The sequence below is a fragment of the Micromonospora sp. AMSO31t genome, assembly GCF_008868175.1.
Lineage (GTDB): Bacteria > Actinomycetota > Actinomycetes > Mycobacteriales > Micromonosporaceae > Micromonospora.
In genome coordinates this window covers 34,028-52,378 of the sequence record NZ_WBKT01000024.1, presented here as the reverse complement: position 1 = coordinate 52,378, position 18,351 = coordinate 34,028, and the positions used below count along the sequence as shown (strand labels likewise).

The window sequence follows — 18,351 nt, the reverse complement described above, 5'->3', positions numbered from 1 at the left end:
CCCGCACAGGGCGGTCCCCACGAGAAGAACGGCCGGCGCGCCTCCGAGCAACGGCGTCAGGCCGGCGAGCAGGAGCAGCGCGGCGACGCCGGCCGTTCTTCTCGTGGGGACCGCCCTGTGCGGGCGCTTCGACAGGCGCATCGGATGCCTCGTTTCACTCGGGGGCAGATCGAGCGAGCTGGATCGAACGTATGAGCTGCGGTTTCCTGGAGCAAGAGTCAGTGGGCGCGGTGCCCGCCCTCGCCGCCGGTGGTGGGCAGGCTGCCGAGCACGTGGTTGATGATGTGGATCCGCGCGCCGGCGGCCCGGTAGTCGGCGCACACGGTGTCGGCCTGACCGGCCAGGCGGGCCGTCCCCCCGCCCCCGGTGACCGTCACCGTGGTGCCGGCGAGCGTGGTGACCGTGCCCGCGGCCACCAGGTCGGCCAGCGACAGCGACCCGGCGACGAGGTGTTCGCGGAGCAGGCCGCGGAGCTTGTCCTTCTCGGCCAGCAACAGGTGGTCCAGGTCGTCCTCGGAGAACTTGGCGGCGAAGGCGTCGTCGGTCGGGGCCAGGATGGTCACCCCCGGGCCGCCGTGCAGGTCGGCGGACATGCCGGACGCCCGCACCGCCGCCTCGAAGGTGGTGAGGACGGGCAGCCACTGCAGGGCCGCCTCGGCCGGCTGACCGGCCAGCGCCGCCGGGTTGCCCGGGTCGCTGCCGGAGGGCAGCAGGTCGCACAGCGGGCCGCTCACGAGAGGCGCCGCGGTCGGTGCGGCGCCGCCGGCCGCAGCCGGCGAAGCGGCGCCGGGGCCGGAGCAGCCCGTGCCGGTGAGCATCAGGGCCAGCGCGCCCGCGGCGAGCGCGGCGGTCCGCCGCCGGCGGGCCGGCCACCGGAGCCGGGGGAGAGATCGGGATCGCGGGGGGATGACGGGCGGTTCCACGGCATTCTCCGGTCGAGTCGGGTCGTACCGGCAGGCCCGGGAGGCCGGACCTGCCGGTACGACGGTCAACGGGTCAGAGGCTCGCGCACTGGCCGCTCTTCGGGCCGAGCACCGAGTTGCCCAGCCCGAGGTCGACCGGTGCCGGGCTGTTGCCGCCGCAGCGCAGGGGGCCGGTCACGGTGTTGGCCGCGACCAGCGGCGCCTCGCCGCGGTTGTCCGACACCTCGACCGGGCCGGTGACCTTCGTGTCGACGACCACCACCGGGCCGGTGCCCTGCGCCACCCGGACCGGGCCGGTGACCGTGCTGTCGGTCAGGAAAACCCCGGCCGCGCCGGTGGCGTCCACCGGGCCGGTGATCGACGAGCCGGTGGCGACCAGCGTGCCGCCCGGCCGCACCCGGACCGGGCCGGCCACCGTGGCGTCCCGCAGGCAGGTGACGCCGGAGACCACCAGCGGGCCGGTGTGCCGGCCGGTCACCGTCGGGTAGACCCGCTCGGCGTCGACCAGCTTCTCCACCGCCTGCCCGTCGAGCAGCAGCGGAATGAGCCCGCGTTCGGGCTGGGCCAGCGGCACGAGGTACCTGCCGGCGACCGTGACGACCTTCCAGCCGTGCGCGGCCAGCCGCTGTGCCACGGTGGTCCGCTGGCCGGCCGGGCCGTCGGTGCGCTCGCCGTGGTACTGCTCCTCGGTGAGCCGGTAGGCGCACGGCACGTCGGTGAGGATCTGGTCCTCGCGCGGGGCGTCCAGGGGCGGCGGGGCCTCGCCCGCGTGGGGCGACGGGTACGCGGCGATCGGCCGGGAGCCGCGGAAGACGATCCGGCCGGTGTTCGACACCTGGAACGTGATCCCGCCGGCCCGCGCCGAGGTGATCTCCTTGAGGCTGGCGCGGTGGTAGTCGAGGAACTGGTTGAAGGTCCAGAGCGCCGAGTACGCCTTGCGCCGCCGGTTGTTCGCCGTGTTGCCCTCGTCCGGCCGGGTGGCGCCACCGGCGCTGCGCAGCTCCAGCAGGGAGTTCACCACGTTCTTGAGGCCCAGCGTGTTGCGCAGGATGGTCTCCTCGCTCAGCCCGACGTTCCCTCCGCCGTTGCACCCGTACGGGCAGGGCCACCAGCCGTCCTTGGCGCCCTGCGTGTACATGTGGCCCTCGATCATGTCCTGCGACTCGTCGAAGATCGGCTGGGCGACGTTCTGGTGCCGCGGCGGCAGCATCGGCAGGTCGCCGGCGCTGGAGTTGCCGAACTCGTGCCCGTCGTAGCCGGCCACCGGGCGGTAGTCGCGCAGCATCCGCACCAGCGCGAAGGTTTCCGGCTGGCGGATCAGCGAGTAGTCCCGGTTCAGGTCCTGGCCGGTGGAGTTGCCGCGGGTGTTGGCCGCCCGGCCGTCGCCGTTGATGGTGGGCACGATGAGCACCGTGGTGTGCGCCAGCAGGTCCAGCGTCCGGGGGTCGTTGCTGAACGCCAGCTGGCGGGCCATGATCAGGCACGCCTCCCGGTCACCGGGCTCGTTGCCGTGCACGTTGCAGTTGACCATCAGCGGTGAGGTCGCGGCCACCGCCGCCGGCGTGGCCGGCGGCGTGGGGTAACCGATGACGAACATGTTGATCGGGCGGCCCAGCGCGGTCCGGCCGATCTCGGTCACCCGCACCCGGTCGCTCAACTCGTCGACCGCCGCCGTGTACGCGTACTCGTTGACGTCGCTGGTGTACTGCGCCGCGAGCGTGGTCTCCCACTGGGTCCGGAGGTTCTCGCCGGGCACGGCGGGATCACCCCAGGGAGCGCGGGTGGTGCCGGCCACCGGCGCCGAGTACGGCTCGGCGGTGGCGCCGGAGCGGGCGCGGACCCGCCACTGGAACCGGCCGCCCGGGTTGAAGCCCGCGTCGGCGAAGGTGGGGGAGGAGTTGTCGATCTGGCGGTTCGGCCGCCAGACGCCGGTGATCACCGCCTCCAGAACAGGTGGGATGACTCGGTCCGGACAGCACACGCGAGTCGGCCCGTCCATGGTCGACAGAGAGCGATTTCTTGAGGTTGATCTGAGGATCGGCGCCTCAGGCCGGGCGGAGCCGGTAGCCCACGCCGCGTACGGTCTCCACCCGGCCGGCGTCGTCGAGCTTGCCCCGCAGGGCCGCGACGTGGACGTCGAGGGTGTGGCCGCCGCCCCAGGTGGTCTGCCAGACGTCCATGAGCAGCCGCTCCCGGGGCACCACCGTGCCGGCCTGCCGGGCCAGTGCCATCAGCAGCGCGAACTCCTTGCGGGTCAGGACCACCTCCCGGCCGCCGAGCCAGACCCGCCGGGCGTTCAGGTCCAGCCGCAGGTCGCCGACCTCCAGCGCCGCCTCCACTCGGGAGGCACGCGCGGCGCGGCGCATCACTGCCTCGATCCGGGCCTGCAGCTCCGCCATCGAGAACGGCTTCACCACGTAGTCGTCGGCGCCGGCCCGCAGCCCCGCCACTCGGTCCCGCTCGTCACCACGGGCGATCACCGCGATGATCGCGATGTCCTCGTTGTGCCGGCGGAACTCCCGGCACAACGCCAGGCCGTCCCGGTCCGGGAGGTTCAGGTCGAGCAGCAGCAGGTCCACGGGCCCGGCCCTGACCGCCTCCGACGCGGTCGTGGCCGTGATGACCGAGTTGCCCCGGCGGCGCAGCGCGGCGGCGAGCGCGGACGCGACTCGCAGGTCGTCCTCCACCAGAAGCACCCGCACCGCGTCTCCTCGAACCTCGTGCGACAGGTTCACGCGAGTCTGTCCGATCCGCGCCCGCCGCGACCAGCCCGGACGGACGATCACGACCAGACGATCATGCGGGTCGGACCGTCGGGCCGACCCCGAGGTGAAGCGGGAGGACCAGCGCGGAGGAGACCGCCAGGTCCCGGTCGAGCACCTCGTCGCGGGGGACGAAGACCATGGCCCGGCCTTCGCCGAGCACCACGTCCTCCTGACGGGCGTCGGTCGCGCCGCGGAAAACGTGGACCGTCACCGTGTGCGGGAAGCCCTCCTCGTCCGGGCGCGGGCCGCTCCAGAAGGGATGCAGCTCGCCAACGGTCAGGCCGGTCTCCTCCAGCAGTTCCCGGCGGGCGGCCTGTTCCGGTGTCTCGCCCGGCTCGATGTGTCCGCCGGGCAGACCCCACTGGTTCGGGGAGACGGGCGCGTGCTCGTCGCGATGCTGCAGGAGAACGGCGCCCGAGGGGTCGACGAGCAGGACGAGCGCCACGTCATAGCTGGCCATCGCGGAATCATTCCACGACGGCACCCCCGGCGCAGGACCGTCGGCGCCGAGCTTCCGACCAGCCGGAGCCGGCCGGCCCACTAGCATGATCTCGTGCCGGAGGACTTCATCGCTGACGACCAGCTGGCCGCGTTCCTGCGGACCGCGAGGGCCCAGCCCACCGTCGGCGAACCGGACGTGGCGACCTCGCGTCAGGCGTCCCGCGCACGGGCCGCGGCGCGGACGCCGGGACCGGACGTCCCGACCGTCGACACGACGATGGCCGGTGTCCCGGTCCGGGTGTACGCGGCGGGGGCGGACCCGGTGGTCGTCTACCTCCACGGCGGCGGGTTCGTCCTGGGAGATCTCGACACGCACGACGCGCGGGCGCGGCGGCTCGCCGTGGCCACGGCGGCGTCGGTGGTCGCGGTCGACTATCGACGCGCGCCGGAAGATCCCTGGCCGGCGGCGGTCGACGACGCGGTGGGGGTGGTCCGGCGGGTGGCCGGCGACGGGACACCGGTTGCCGTGGCCGGGGACTCGGCCGGCGGTCTCATCGCGATCCTGACGGCGCTGCGGCTGCGCCGCGAGGTCCCCCTGCTGGCGCAGCTGCTGCTCTGCCCGAACGCCGATCCCACGCTCCGGTGTCCGAGCGTCGAGGACAAGGGGCGCGGCTGGCTGCTCGATGCCGACACCCTTCGCCGCTGGGTCGCCATGTGGCTGCCCGACCCCGACACCCGCGACTCGCCGTCGACCAATCCGCTCGTCGCGGACGTGCGAGGTCTGCCGCCGGCCGTCGTCGTGACCGCGGAGCACGATCCGCTGCGCGACGAGGGTGAGGCCTACGTCGCGCGCCTGCGGGCCGCCGGCGTGCCGGTAACGCACCGACGCGAGCCCGGACTGGTCCACGACTTCCCGACGATGCGGGACGTGTCACCAGCCGCTGCCGCAGCGGAGGACCGTTTCCTCCGCGACGCCGCGCAGCTGCTGGGTCGACGACCCAGCTGACCTTCGGCAGCCGCCGCGCGCCGGGCGGACCGCCGGTTACTGGCCGCCGAGGCGCCTGCCCAGGGAGAAACCCGCGTCGGTGTAGCCGTGCCGACCGTAGAAGCGCACCGCACCGACGTTGCGGTGGTGGATGCCGGCGGACAGGTACGTGATCCCCCGGTCGGTCGCCCACCGTTCGGCGGCCTCCAGCAACGCTGCTCCCACCCCGAGCCCCCTCGCGTCGGGCAGCACGACCGTGTGCACCTGCGCCGACGGCTCAGGAAGCAGGATCTGATGCGCCGGCGGATCGGACTGCCGCAGCACCTCGATCATCCCGACGACCCGACCGTCCCGATCCTCGGCGACGAGAACCCCGTCCCGCCCCGCCTCGTCGCCCAGCATGGCCGTGAAATGACGCACCACCGCCGCACGCCGTGGAACGCGGTAGACGTCAGGATCGAGAGCGAGGTGGGCCTCGGCGTTGGCCAGCCGCAACTCCACCAACGAAGGAACATCCGCCAGGCCCGCCGGCCGAACCGTCAGCCCAAGCTCCCGCATGATCGCGATCCTAGGGCCGACGCAGCAGCCTTCGGGGACCTGTCATGTTCGGCAGGGCGGGGCTTAGTCCATTTCGGGCCGCTTCTCAGCGATCCACTTCTCGACGTCCTCGGCGAGCCAGACGTTGCCCATCTGGAGCGTGGCAACGGGCTCGGGGAAGTCCCGGCGGCTGGTGATCTGGTATGCCCGCTGCCGCGATACGCCGCCCAGGAGCACGCGGATTTCCGCCGAGCCGACCAGTCGCACCTTCTTGGACATGCCTCGGACGCTAGGTGTCCGACAACTAGTCACGTATCAGCTCGACGCACGCCTAGTAGTCGTGCGAACTAGTCATATATCATGCGCAGGTGACTAGCATCTGGGAACCCGAGCCGCCATTCCTCGTCATGGCCGCCGGCTTCATGGTGGATCTGCACACTCGCAAGCGCTGCCCGCACTGCCGCCAGGACGGGACATGTCCACGCGTGCAGCGCGCCAAGCGGCTGCTCCGGGCCTGGCGTCTGACGGTCGAGGAGCGACGGAGGCGGCGCTACTTCCGCTGTCCCTGACTCACCGCGACGGCCGCCGACCCCACGTGCGGTCGGCGGCCGTCGCGATCGGGGTCAGCGCAGGCCGGCGGCCGCGAGGAGGTTGCCCTCCGGGAGAGCGGGCAGGGTCCGGCCGGCGGTCATCCGCTGCTCGGTCCGGGCGGCCGTGAACGCGGGGTCGCCCGCGATGGCCGCCGCGTACGCGGCGCCCGTGTGGGACGCGATGGCCGACCAGCCGTACTGCTCCTGGACCATGGCGCGGGCGCGCCGGGCCAGCAGCCGCGCCCGGTCCCGGTCGGAGAGCAGCGCGTGCACCGCCTCGGCGAGCCCGTCCGGGTCCTGCGGGGCGAAGGTCAGCCCGGTGACGCCCGGCTCGACGATCTCGGCCAGCCCGCCGGTGCGGGACACCGCGAGCGGCGCGCCGGCGGCGGCCCCCTCCAGGGCCACCATGCCGAACGGCTCGTAGATGCTGGGCACCGCGAAGCAGTCCGAGGCGGCCATCACGGCGGGCAGGTCGGCGCCGCCGAGGAAGCCCGGCATGCTGACCGTGCCGCCGAGCCCGAGCCGGTGCACCTCGTCCTCCAGGGTCGCCCGGTACGGCCCGTCGCCGACGATCACGGCGCGCAGCCCGGGGTGCCGGTCGCGCAGCCGGGGGAGCCCGGCGAGCAGGTGCTGCACGCCCTTCTCGTAGACGAGCCGGCCGGCGAAGGTGACCAGTGGGCCGTCCCCGGCGAACCGGGCGCGGGCGGCGGCGACCGCCGAACCGGGCACCCGCCAGCGGTGCGGCTCGACGCCGTTGGGCACCACGTCGACGCGGGCGGGATCGACCCCGAACAGCGCGCCCACCTCGTCGCGCATGTAGCCGGAGCAGACGATCACCCGGCCCGACTCGGTGGCCAGCCAGTGCTCGACGCCGTGGATGGTGCGGTTCATCTCCTCGGGCAGCCAGCCCTGGTGCCGGCCGGCCTCGGTGGCGTGGATGGTGCTGACCAGCGGCACGTCCAGGTGCTCGCGCAGGGTCATGGCGGTGTGCGCGACCAGCCAGTCGTGGGCGTGGATGACGTCGTACGCGCCGGACTCGGCGGCGCGCAGGGCGGCCCGGGTGAGGGTGTGGTTGAACGCCATGGTCCAGGCCAGCAGCGAGCCGGTGGCGAGCGGGAAGGTGACCGGGTCCTCGGCGGCGCGGACGATCCGCACGCCGTCGGCGTATTCCTCCAGCGGCGCGCCCTCGGCGTGCCGGGTGACGACGGTGACCTCGTGGCCGGCGGCGGCCAGGGCGACGGAGAGCGCGTGCACGTGGCGGCCGAGGCCGCCGACGAGCACCGGCGGGTACTCCCACGACAGCATGAGGATGCGCTGCTTCCGGGCCGGCACGCCGGGCTGCGGCGGGATGGTGGGGCGGGAAGTGAGGGTGGGCCGGTGGGTCCGGTCCGTCGCGGTGGCGGGCTGCGCGCCGACCCGCAGGGTGGTCACATCGATCTCCGTCCATGCATGCTGGTACGCGCCGGCGTCACTGGCGGCGTGGGGAGCGTGGTGGGGTGGCCGAACGGCCGGGGTGGACCCGCGCGGGCACGCGCGTCCGCCATCCAGGAAAAGCCATCCCGCGCGAACCCGCATCTCGAAAAGGGCGATCGTGACGGACAACACCTGACGGTCCGGCCCGCCTCAGGTGGGTGGAATTCGGTTACCGTCCGAACGGGTGGATTGGCGGAGCGTGCGGCGGGGCATTAGCGGCGTGCGCACCGGCGGTCCGCCCGTCCGGTGCGCTCATGATCATGGCCGAAGGAGCGACATGCAGGTCTGGCCGGGCGAGAGCTATCCCCTCGGTGCCACCTACGACGGGATGGGAACCAACTTCGCGATCTTCTCCGAGGTGGCGGAGAAGATCGAGCTCTGCCTGTTCGACGAGTGGGACACCGGCGCCGAGCGCCGGGTCGAGCTGCGCGAGGTCGACGCGTACGTCTGGCACGCCTACCTGCCCGGCGTCGAGCCCGGCCAGCGCTACGGCTACCGGGTGCACGGGCCGTGGGACCCGGCCAACGGGCTGCGGTGCAACCCGCACAAGCTGCTCCTCGACCCGTACGCCAAGGCGGTCGACGGGGAGGTCACCTGGGACCCGGCCGTCTACGACTACGAGGTGGGCGGCGACCCGGACCGGCGCAACGACACCGACTCGGCGCCGTTCATGCCGAAGTCGGTGGTGGTGAACCCGTACTTCGACTGGGGCAACGACCGGCCGCCGCGCACGCCCTACCACCACTCGGTGATCTACGAGGCGCACGTGCGCGGGCTGACCATGCGCCACCCGGACATCCCGGAGGAGCTGCGCGGCACGTACGCGGCGATCGCCTCGCCCGTGATGATCGACTACTTCAAGCAGCTCGGGGTGACCGCTGTCGAGCTGATGCCGGTGCACGAGTTCGTGCACGACCACCGCCTGGCCGACCTGGGGCTGCGCAACTACTGGGGCTACAACACCATCGGCTTCTTCGCCCCGCACCACGGCTACTCGGCGCTGGGCCGGCTCGGCCAGCAGGTCCAGGAGTTCCGGGGCATGGTCAAGGCGCTGCACGCGGCCGGCATCGAGGTCATCCTCGACGTGGTCTACAACCACACGGCCGAGGGCAACCACCTCGGGCCGTCGCTGAGCTTCAAGGGCATCGACACCCCGAGCTACTACCGGCTCTCCGAGGACGACCGGCGCTACTTCGTCGACTACACCGGCACCGGCAACAGCCTCAACGTGCGCAGCCCGCACTCCCTGCAACTGATCATGGATTCGCTGCGCTACTGGGTCACCGAGATGCACGTCGACGGCTTCCGCTTCGACCTGGCGGCCACCCTGGCCCGGGAGTTCTACGAGGTGGACCGCCTCTCCACCTTCTTCGAGGTGGTGCAGCAGGACCCGGTGGTCGGCCAGGTCAAGCTGATCGCCGAGCCGTGGGACGTCGGCCCGGGCGGCTACCAGGTGGGCAACTTCCCGCCGCAGTGGACCGAGTGGAACGGCAAGTACCGGGACACCGTGCGGGACTTCTGGCGCGGCGAGCCGGCCACCCTGGCCGAGTTCGCCTCCCGGATCTCCGGCTCCGCCGACCTCTACCAGGACGACGGGCGCCGCCCGTTCCACAGCATCAACTTCGTCACCTGCCACGACGGGTTCACCCTGAACGACCTGGTCTCCTACAACGACAAGCACAACGAGGCCAACGGCGAGGAGAACCGCGACGGGGAGAGCCACAACCGCTCCTGGAACTGCGGCGTCGAGGGGGACACCGACGACCCGGGCGTGCTGGCCCTGCGCGCCCGGCAGCGGCGCAACTTCCTGGCCACGCTCATCCTGTCCCAGGGCGTGCCGATGCTCGGCCACGGCGACGAGCTGGGCCGCACCCAGCACGGCAACAACAACGCCTACTGCCAGGACAGCGAGCTGGCCTGGGTGGACTGGACGCGGGCCGACGAGGAGCTGCTGGCCTTCGTCCGGCGGCTCACCGAGTTCCGCACCCGGCACCAGGTGTTCCGCCGCCGGCGGTTCTTCACCGGCCTCCCCGTCGGCGGTCGGGCGGCCGGCTCCGCCCTGCCCGACCTGGCCTGGTACACGCCCGACGGCCGGGAGATGACCGGCGAGGACTGGGGCAACGACTTCGGCCGCTCCGTGGCGCTCTTCGTCAACGGCGACGGCATCCCGGAACGCGGCCACTACGGCCAGCGCCACCGGGACGACTCGTTCCTGCTGCTGTTCAACGCGCACGACGCGCCCCTGGACTTCACCCTGCCGCCGGGCGAGTTCGGGCAGCGGTGGGAGCTGGTCATCAGCACCGCGGACCCGGATCCGGAGAAGACACTGACGGTCGAGGCGGGCGGGAGTGTCTGCGTCCCCGACCGCTCGCTGCTGGTCCTGGAGAGGACGGCCTGACCATGCCCGACACCCCCCACCCCGATCAGACGACGGCGCCGACGACGCGGGTGGGGTCGACCTACCGCGTCCAGGTCCGCCCCGGCTTCGACCTCGACGCCACCGCCGGCCTCGCCGGCTACCTGGCCGACCTCGGCGTCACCCACCTCTACAGCGCGCCCCTGCTCACCGCCACCCCCGGCTCCCAGCACGGCTACGACGTGGTCGACCCCCGGGCGGTCAACCCGGAACTCGGCGGCGAGGGCGGGCGGCAGCGCCTCGTCCGGGCCCTGCGCGCGGCCGGCCTCGGCCTGGTCGTGGACATCGTGCCCAACCACGCCGGCGTGGCCCAGCCGGCCGCCAACCCGGCCTGGTGGGACGTGCTGCGCCGGGGCCGCGCCTCGGCGTACGCGGACTGGTTCGACATCGACTGGGACCGCGGCCGGCTGCTGCTGCCGGTGCTCGCCGACACCCCGGACGCCCTGGACGACCTCAAGGTGGTCGACGGGGAGCTGCGCTACCACGAGCACCGCTTCCCGATCGCCGACGGCACCGGGGCCGGGACGCCGCGCGAGGTGCACGACCGGCAGCACTACGAGCTGGTCGACTGGCGGCGCGGCGACAGCGAGCTGACGTACCGCCGGTTCTTCGCCGTGTCGGACCTGGCCGGGCTGCGGGTGGAGGACCCGGAGGTCTTCCGCGCCACCCACGCCGAGGTCCTGCGCTGGGCCGCCGCCGGTGACCTCGACGGCATCCGGGTCGACCACCCGGACGGCCTGCGCGACCCCGCCGGCTACCTGGCCCGGCTGCGCGCCGCCGCGCCCGGCGCGTGGCTGGTCGTGGAGAAGATCCTGGAGTACGGCGAGGAGCTGCCGGACTGGCCCGTCGACGGCACCACCGGCTACGACGCCCTGGCCGCGGCGGGCGGGCTCTTCGTCGACCCGGACGCCGAGGCGGCCTTCACGGCGCTGGACGGCCGGCTCACCGGCCGGCACACCTCGTGGCAGGACCTCACCCACGACACCAAGCTGGCGGCCGCCACCCGGCTGCTCGCCGCCGAGCTGAGCCGACTGGCCGCCCTCGTCCCCGAGCTGCCCGCCGAGCAGGTCCGGGCGGCCCTCGCCGAGCTGGCCGCCGCCTTCGGTGTCTACCGCGGCTACCCGCCCGAGGGCGCCCGGCACCTGGCCGCCGCCCGCGCCGAGGCCGGCCGCCGCCGCCCCGACCTGACCGCCGTGCTGGACGCGGTCACCGCCCGGCTCCGCGACCCCGACCACGAGCTGGCGGCCCGCTTCCCGCAGTTCTCCGGCGCGGTGATGGCCAAGGGCGTGGAGGACACCGCCTACTACCGGTGGAGCCGGTTCGTCGCGCTCAACGAGGTGGGCGGCAGCCCCGCCCACTTCGGCGTGCCGCCCGCCGAGTTCCACCGTGCCGCCGCCGCCCGGCAGGTCCGCTGGCCGGCCGGCATGACCACCCTCTCCACCCACGACACCAAGCGCGGCGAGGACGTCCGGGCCCGGCTCGCGGTCCTGTCCGAGCTGCCCGGCCGCTGGGCCGAGCGGGTCGCCGACTGGATGTCCCGGGCGCCGCTGGCCGACCCGGCCTTCGCCCACCTGCTCTGGCAGACCGCCGTCGGGGCCTGGCCCATCGAGCGCGAGCGGCTGCACGGGTACGCCGAGAAGGCCGCCCGGGAGGCGTCCGTGTCCACCGGCTGGGCCGACCCCGACCCGGCGTTCGAGCACGAGCTGCACGCCCTGGTCGACCGCATGTGCGACGACCCGGAGCTGCACGCCCAGCTCACCGCGTTCGCCGACGAGATCACCCCGGCCGGCTGGTCCAACTCGCTGGGGCAGAAGCTGGTCCAGCTCGCCATGCCCGGAGTGCCGGACACCTACCAGGGCACCGAGCTGTGGGAGAACTCCCTGGTCGACCCGGACAACCGCCGCCCGGTCGACTTCGCCGTACGCCGGGAGCTGCTGGCCCGGCTCGACGCCGGCTGGCGGCCCGCGGTGGCCGCCGACGGCGCGGCCAAACTGCTCGTGGTCTCGCGGACCCTGCGGCTGCGCCGGGACCGCCCGGAGCTGTTCACCGGCTACCGGCCGGTGCCGGCGCACGGGCCGGCCGGCGCGCACGCGGTGGCCTTCGACCGGGGCGGCGCGATCGCCGTGGCCACCCGCCTGCCGCTGCGGCTGGCCCGCGCCGGCGGCTGGCGCGACACGACGCTGTCGATTTCCGGCAACAGTGTTACCGACGTGTTCACCGGTCGGGTCTACAGTGGGTCTGACCTGCTGATGCACGATCTTCTGAGCAGCTATCCCGTCGCCCTCCTCGTTCCCACCGACTCCGTGGAGGCAGCCGCATGACCGAGTTCACGGTGTGGGCGCCCGAAGCCGCCCGGGTGCGGCTGCGCCTGCCCGGCGTCGCCGACCACGACATGCGCCCCTCGCCGGGCGGCTGGTGGCGGGTCGAGGTGCCCGACGCCGGCCCCGGCACCGACTACGCGTTCCTGCTCGACGACGACGAGCAGGCCCTGCCCGACCCCCGGTCGGCCTGGCAGCCGCAGGGCGTGCACGGGCCGAGCCGCCGCTACGACCACGCCGCGTTCGACTGGACCGACCAGGGCTGGACCGGGCGGCAGCTGCCCGGCAGCGTCCTCTACGAGCTGCACATCGGCACCTTCACCCCGGAGGGCACCTTCGACGCGGCGATCGGCCGCCTCGACCACCTGGTCGACCTCGGCGTCGACCTGGTCGAGCTGCTCCCGGTCAACGCCTTCAACGGCGAGCACAACTGGGGCTACGACGGGGTGTGCTGGTACGCGCCGCACGAGCCGTACGGCGGGCCGGACGGGCTCAAGCGCTTCGTCGACGCGGCGCACGCCAAGGGGCTGGGGGTGATCCTCGACGTCGTCTACAACCATTTCGGGCCCTCCGGGGCCTACGCGCCGCGCTTCGCGCCGTACCTCACCGAGCAGAGCAACACCTGGGGCCGCACGGTCAACCTGGACGGGCCGCACTCCGACGGGGTGCGTCGCTACATCGTCGACAGCGTGCTCATGTGGCTGCGCGACTACCACGTCGACGGGCTGCGGCTCGACGCCGTGCACGCCATGCCCGACTCCCGGGCCACCCACGTCCTGGAGGAGGTGGCCGCCGAGGTGGAGGCACTCTCCACCCACCTGGGCCGGCCGCTGTCCCTGATCGCCGAGAGCGACCTCAACGACCCGAAGCTGATCACCCCGCGGGAGGCCGGCGGGTACGGGCTGCACGCCCAGTGGAACGACGACGCCCACCACGCGCTGCACACCCTGCTCACCGGGGAACGGCAGGGCTACTACGGCGACTTCGGCTCCCTCGAATGCCTCACCGATGTGCTGACCGGCGCGTTCTTCCACGCCGGCACCTGGTCCAGCTTCCGCAACCGCAGCCACGGCCGGCCCGTCGACCGGCAGCGCACTCCGGGGCACCGGTTCGTGGCGTACCTGCAGAACCACGACCAGATCGGCAACCGGGCCACCGGGGACCGGATCTCCCAGACGCTCTCCGCCGGGCTGCTGCGGGTCGGCGCCACCCTGCTGATGACCGCGCCGTTCACCCCGATGCTGTTCATGGGGGAGGAATGGGCGGCCAGCACCCCGTGGCAGTTCTTCACCAGCCACCCGGAGCCCGAGCTGGCCACCGCCGTGGCGACCGGGCGCCGGCGGGAGTTCGCCGCGCACGGCTGGCCGCCGGGGGACGTGCCCGACCCGCAGGACCCGCAGACCTTCGTCCGGTCCCGGCTCGACTGGGCTGAGCTGGACAAGCCCGAACACCGGGAGATGTACGACTTCTACCGGCGGCTCATCGCCCTGCGCAAGCACCGACCCGACCTCGCCGACCCCCGGCTCGGCCACGTCGACGTCCGGCACGGCGACCAGTTCCTGCTGATGCGGCGGGGCGGCTGCCTCGTGGTGGCGAACCTGGCCGGCAAGCCGCAGCGCATCAACCTGCCCGGCGTGGTGCGCCGGGTGCTGCTCACCACCTCCGAGGGGGTCACCGTGATGCGCGACGGCATCGAGCTGCCCCCGGAATCCGCCGCGATCGTGGCCCTCTGACCCGTCTCACCCGTCGGGGCGCGCGGTCAGCTTCCGCCGTACCGCCTCGGAGTCGGCGTGGCCGAGCTCCTCGAACAGCACGAGGGACCGCCGCCAGGCGTCCCGGGCGGCGTCCGGCCGACCGGCCGCCGCCCACGTGTCGCCGAGATGGTCCAGCACGATGCCTTCGGCATGCCGGTCACCCATCTCGGCGAAGAGGGTGAGCGCCTGCTGGAAGCAGTCGACGGCCTGGCCGTACTCGCCCAGGTGGTGGTGGGCGAAGCCGATGCTGTCCCACGTGTTCGCCTGCCCGTACGCGCTGCCGACCTGCTGGGACAGGGCGAGCGCCCGGCGGCAGAAGGTGATCGCCTCGTGGTGCTCGCCGAGCTGGGAGTGGTACCAGCCAATCGCGTTGAGGGCGACCGCCTGCTTGAGCGGGCTCCCGACCCGCTCGTAGAGGGCGAGGCTCTGCCGACCGTGCGGCAGCGCCTCGCGGGGCCGCCGCTGCCGGTCGTGGAGCATGCTGAGGTCGAAGTGGGTGTGCGCCCGCCCCTCGTCGTCACCCAACGCGGCGAACAGGTCCAGCGCCGCGTGCAGGTTTGCCTGCGCCTCGGCGTACCAGCCGAGGTTGGAGCAGGCCCCGGCCAGGAGCCGGTGCGCCTGGGCCTGCGCCGGGCGGTCACCCAGCCGCCGGGTCGACTCGACCGCCCGGCGGGCCACCGTGGCCCAGTCGTGCCAGTGGCCCTGCCGGTCGAAGTAGGTGGCCAGGGTCCACGAGAGCTGCCCGGTCCGGGCGTCGAGACCGTTGCCGCCGGTGTGCTCGATGGTCGCGAGTAGCACCTGGTGTTCGCGGGTGAACCAGGCTAGCGCCGCCGCGAGGTCGTCGAGCCGCTCGGCGGTCACCCCGGGTGCGGCAGGGGTCAGGCTCAGCGGGTCGCGCTGCGGGGACAGCAGCAGCGCGGCCGCGTGCGCGGTGTGCAGGTGATGGTCGACCAGCCGGCACAGCGCGGACCGGGAACCAGCGGGATCCCCGGCTGCCCGCTCGGCCGCGAACACCCGGACCAGGTCGTGCATGCGGTACCGGCCCGCGACCTGCTCCTGGACGAGGTGCGCCACCCGCAGGTTCGTCGTCACCTCGTCGCCGTCGAGCACGTCCAGCGGGCTGGCCGCGGTGGTCAGCTCCGCCGCGATCGACGACAGGGCCAGGTCGGGGCGGAGCCCGGCGCGGGCCGCCACGATCCCGAGAGCCAGCGGCAGGCCACCGCAGAACCGCAGGATGTCCGCGACGGCGTCCGGCTGCCCCGCCACCCGCGCGGCGCCCACCTGCCGGACGATCAGCTCGCGGGCCTCACCGTCGGGCAGCACGTCCAGTGGCAGCGGTCGCGCGCCGTGGGTCGTGACGAGGCTGGCGAGCTGCCGGCGGCTGGTCACCAGGACCGCGCTCGTGGGGGTGCCGGGCAGCAGCGGGATCACCGTGGCGGCGTCGCGGGCGTCGTCGAGGACGACGAGCATCCGGCGGCCGGCGACCAGCGTGCGGTACAGCGACGCCTGGGCCTCCGGCTCGGCCGGGACGCGTGCCGGTTCGACACCGAGCGCTTCGAGGAAGCCGCGCACGGCCGCCGGCCACCCTACGGGGTGGGCGGTCGGGTCGAAGCCGCGCAGGTTGACGTAGAGCTGCCCGTCCGGGAAGCGGTCGGCGTTGGCGTGCGCCCACCGCAGGGCCAGCCAGGTCTTGCCGATCCCACCGCCGCCACCGATGGACGAGATCACGACCGGCGACCCGCCGTCCGGGTGCACCGCGTCGCCGAGTTGTTCGTCGAGGCGCGCGAGCTGGGCGGTCCGGCCGGCGAAGACCCCGGGCGATGCCGGCAGCTGCCGGGCACGGCGGCCGCAGCCGGTGTCGCGCCGGTCCGGCCCGCAGCCGCAGTCGGTTCGGCATCGCCCGCCGGGGGGAGGCCCGGCGCCGCGAGCACCGGGTCGGCGGTGAGGATCTGCTGGTACAGCAGTGCCAGGGGCGGGCTGGGATCCGTGCCCACCTCGGCGGCGAGCCGGCGACGCATCTGGTGGAACTGTTCGAGCGCGTCGGCCTGCCGCCCGCACCGGTACAACGCGAGCATGGCCTGCGCCGCGAGGCGCTCGTCCCACGGGTACCGGCCGCTCAGCGTAAGGACGTCGGGGAGGAGCCGCGCGTGCTGGCCGTGGCGCAGGGCGAGGTCGTTGCGGTCCAGTGCGGCCGCGAGTCGCTGCCGGTCGAGGGTCTGCCGGTAGGCCGCCAACCAGGGTGCGGCCAACCCGTCGAACGCCTCGCCGCGCCAGAGCCCCAGCGCCTGCTCCAGGCAGGCGATCGCAATCGCGTCGTCGTCGGTGCGCCGGGCCTGCTCGGTCAGCTCGTGGAAGCGGTGCAGGTCGACGCGGTCCGGGTCGACGGCGAGCAGGTAGCCGGGATGGCGGCGCACGATGCGGACCCCCTCCGCGCCGGCCAGCGCCTGGCGGAGCCGGGACAGGTAGCCACGCAGGGTGGCGGCGGCCCCGTCCGGCACCTCGTCGCCCCACACCCGGCTGATGAGCTGGTCGGTCGCGACCACCCGGTTGGGCTCGACCAGCAGCGCGGCCAGGACGCACTGCTGGCGGGCGTGACCGATCCCGACCGCCCGGCCGCCGATCCGGACGTCCAGGTCGCCGAGTACCCGGAACTCCACCGCCACGGACTGTCACGCTAGCCGCCGTCGACAGTGGCCGGAGTGGGCCTGACGAGGATCCGACAGGCAGCGGCGCGGCGGCCCGCGGGTGCGGTTTCCGACCCGCGGGCCGCCGTGGCGATCGAATCAGGGGCAGTTGATGGGGATGTCCACGGTGGGCCGGCAGTCGTCGAACACGACGTCCGGGCCGCCGTCACCGTCGTCGAAGAGGCCGGGACCGCCGACCAGGGTGTCCGCGCCCTGGTCGCCGAAGAGGTGATCGTCGTTGCTCCCGCCGTCCACGCGGTCGTTGCCGTCCAGGGCGCTCGGCCCGACGAAACGGTCCCCGTGGATCGTGTCGGCGCCGCCGTCACCGTGGAGGTTGTCGTTACCCAGGTCGCCCCAGATGCTGCCGCCGATCAACCCGCCGTAGACGGTGTCCGCGCCGCTGTTGGCCTGGATGCTGTCGTTGCCGTCGCGTCCGCAGATGATGTCGCCGTTCACGCTTCCGACGATGGTGTCGGAACTGGTCGTGCCGATGATGAACTCCGGGCCGTTGGTGTTGGGGCTGATGTAGAGCTGGTTCACCATCTCCACCGGGGCGTACCCGGCCGGCACCGGCGCCCCGGAGTACGGGCCGCAGTCGGCGGGGACCACCACGACGGCCGCGGACGCGGGCGAGCCGCCGCCGCCGGCCAGCCCCGCGGTGGCCAGGACGAGTGCCCCGAGCGCCGAGACGGCGCGGCGACCGGTACGGGGCGTGTAGAAGAACTGGTGTGGCATGACGCTTACTCCTTCTGCTGCTGGTGAGTGCGAGAAGCGTCGCCAACGGGCGTTGAAGGGACGTGCAACAAACGTTGAACCGCGGTGCCGCGTCCCGGCTCCCGTCTCCCGGGCAGCGGAGTGGGCCGCCGGCCGCTAGCCTGCGGTCATGGACGAGGCCGAGCCGCCGGCGAGGCTCGCCGGCATCGCGCACGAGGCGGGCGGCCACACCGTCCGGCTGCGTCCGGTGGCCGAGCCGGACCTGGCGATGTTCCGCCGGTTCGCCACCGAGCCGGGCCTCATCGGGCTGGACTGGGCCGGCTTCCGGGATGCCGGCGCGCCCGCCCGCCGGCACGCCGAGGACGGTCACCTGGGCGAGCGGGACGGCCGGCTGATCGTCCAGGTGGAGCCCGAGGAGGCCGCCGCCGGGCTCGTGAGCTACCTGCAGGGGAGCTACGGCGGACGCGCGCACTACTGGGAGATCGGCATCGCCCTGCTGCCCGAGTGGCGCGGCCGGGGGATCGGCTGGCGGGCCCAGGCGTTGCTCTGCGACTACCTGTTCGCGCACACCCCGGCGCGGCGGATCCAGGCCGGCACCCACCCGGAGAACCTGGCCGAGCAGCGGTCGCTGGAGAAGGCCGGGTTCCAGCTCGAAGGGGTGATCCGGGCCTGCGAGTTCCGGGCCGGCGCCTGGCGCGACGGCTGGCTCTACAGCCGGCTGCGCGACGACCCGTCCCCGCTCTGAGCCGCC

16 protein-coding genes are annotated in these 18,351 nt (G+C 73.6%); 6 read left to right on the top strand and 10 right to left on the bottom strand.

All coding sequences use genetic code 11. The annotated features are described in order from the left end of the window. Positions 1–218: 218 nt before the first annotated feature. The 4 genes from F8274_RS08635 to F8274_RS08620 all read right to left on the bottom strand — a co-directional run bounded on the left by F8274_RS08635 (position 219) and on the right by F8274_RS08620 (position 4,148). Complete coding sequence (locus F8274_RS08635) at positions 219–923, bottom strand: fasciclin domain-containing protein (RefSeq protein WP_151461759.1); 705 nt, start codon at positions 921–923, stop codon at positions 219–221. Between the two features lie 73 nt (positions 924–996). Beyond that, complete coding sequence (locus F8274_RS08630) at positions 997–2,862, bottom strand: M14 family metallocarboxypeptidase (protein ID WP_225853676.1); 1,866 nt, start codon at positions 2,860–2,862, stop codon at positions 997–999. 106 nt (positions 2,863–2,968) lie between these two features. Continuing rightward, positions 2,969–3,625, bottom strand: a complete 657-nt coding sequence (locus F8274_RS08625; RefSeq protein ID WP_151461757.1) for a response regulator transcription factor — start codon at positions 3,623–3,625, stop codon at positions 2,969–2,971. 94 nt (positions 3,626–3,719) lie between these two features. Further along, positions 3,720–4,148, bottom strand: coding sequence for an NUDIX domain-containing protein (locus F8274_RS08620; RefSeq protein ID WP_151461756.1), 429 nt, complete (start codon positions 4,146–4,148; stop codon positions 3,720–3,722). 93 nt (positions 4,149–4,241) lie between these two features. Between F8274_RS08620 and F8274_RS08615 the strand changes: the two genes are divergently transcribed. Then, positions 4,242–5,135 carry an alpha/beta hydrolase gene (locus F8274_RS08615; protein ID WP_151461755.1) on the top strand — a complete coding sequence of 298 codons (894 nt, stop codon included), beginning with the start codon at positions 4,242–4,244 and terminating at the stop codon, positions 5,133–5,135. Between the two features lie 36 nt (positions 5,136–5,171). On the opposite strand, the gene F8274_RS08610 is transcribed toward F8274_RS08615, so the two are convergent. Then, positions 5,172–5,672, bottom strand: a complete 501-nt coding sequence (locus F8274_RS08610) for a GNAT family N-acetyltransferase (RefSeq protein WP_151461754.1) — start codon at positions 5,670–5,672, stop codon at positions 5,172–5,174. Between the two features lie 63 nt (positions 5,673–5,735). Continuing rightward, on the bottom strand, positions 5,736–5,930 hold the full coding sequence (locus F8274_RS08605; RefSeq protein ID WP_151461753.1) for a DNA-binding protein: 195 nt from the start codon (positions 5,928–5,930) through the stop codon (positions 5,736–5,738). Between the two features lie 89 nt (positions 5,931–6,019). On the opposite strand from F8274_RS08605, the gene F8274_RS08600 reads away from it, so the two are divergent. Then, a complete protein-coding gene (locus tag F8274_RS08600; protein ID WP_151461752.1) occupies positions 6,020–6,220 on the top strand; it encodes a hypothetical protein in 201 nt (66 codons plus the stop codon). A 54-nt stretch (positions 6,221–6,274) separates the two neighbouring features. On the opposite strand, the gene F8274_RS08595 is transcribed toward F8274_RS08600, so the two are convergent. Beyond that, entirely contained in the window at positions 6,275–7,672 is a 1,398-nt protein-coding gene (locus F8274_RS08595) for a glycosyltransferase family 4 protein (RefSeq protein ID WP_151461751.1), read from the bottom strand. 319 nt (positions 7,673–7,991) lie between these two features. Between F8274_RS08595 and glgX the strand changes: the two genes are divergently transcribed. Genes glgX through treZ form a run of 3 tightly spaced genes read left to right on the top strand, consistent with a single transcriptional unit; the run spans position 7,992 to position 14,181 of the window. After that, on the top strand, positions 7,992–10,112 hold the full coding sequence (gene glgX / locus F8274_RS08590) for a glycogen debranching protein GlgX (protein ID WP_151461750.1): 2,121 nt from the start codon (positions 7,992–7,994) through the stop codon (positions 10,110–10,112). A 2-nt stretch (positions 10,113–10,114) separates the two neighbouring features. Beyond that, entirely contained in the window at positions 10,115–12,451 is a 2,337-nt protein-coding gene (treY, locus tag F8274_RS08585; RefSeq protein WP_151461749.1) for a malto-oligosyltrehalose synthase, read from the top strand. Then, entirely contained in the window at positions 12,448–14,181 is a 1,734-nt protein-coding gene (treZ, locus tag F8274_RS08580; RefSeq protein ID WP_151461748.1) for a malto-oligosyltrehalose trehalohydrolase, read from the top strand. Before treY ends, treZ begins: the two co-directional genes overlap by 4 nt. Positions 14,182–14,187: 6 nt before the next feature. Here the strand turns inward: treZ and F8274_RS08575 are convergent, their stop codons facing one another. From F8274_RS08575 to F8274_RS08570, 3 genes are all read right to left on the bottom strand, one after another. Beyond that, positions 14,188–15,930, bottom strand: coding sequence for a tetratricopeptide repeat protein (locus F8274_RS08575; RefSeq protein ID WP_225853675.1), 1,743 nt, complete (start codon positions 15,928–15,930; stop codon positions 14,188–14,190). Continuing rightward, a complete protein-coding gene (locus F8274_RS31810) occupies positions 15,927–16,865 on the bottom strand; it encodes an AfsR/SARP family transcriptional regulator (protein ID WP_225853674.1) in 939 nt (312 codons plus the stop codon). The genes F8274_RS08575 and F8274_RS31810 overlap by 4 nt, the downstream gene beginning before the upstream one ends. Positions 16,866–16,985: 120 nt before the next feature. Further along, on the bottom strand, positions 16,986–17,621 hold the full coding sequence (locus tag F8274_RS08570; RefSeq protein WP_151461747.1) for a calcium-binding protein: 636 nt from the start codon (positions 17,619–17,621) through the stop codon (positions 16,986–16,988). A gap of 148 nt (positions 17,622–17,769) precedes the next feature. Between F8274_RS08570 and F8274_RS08565 the strand changes: the two genes are divergently transcribed. After that, entirely contained in the window at positions 17,770–18,345 is a 576-nt protein-coding gene (locus F8274_RS08565; RefSeq protein WP_151461746.1) for a GNAT family N-acetyltransferase, read from the top strand. Positions 18,346–18,351: the final 6 nt, after the last annotated feature.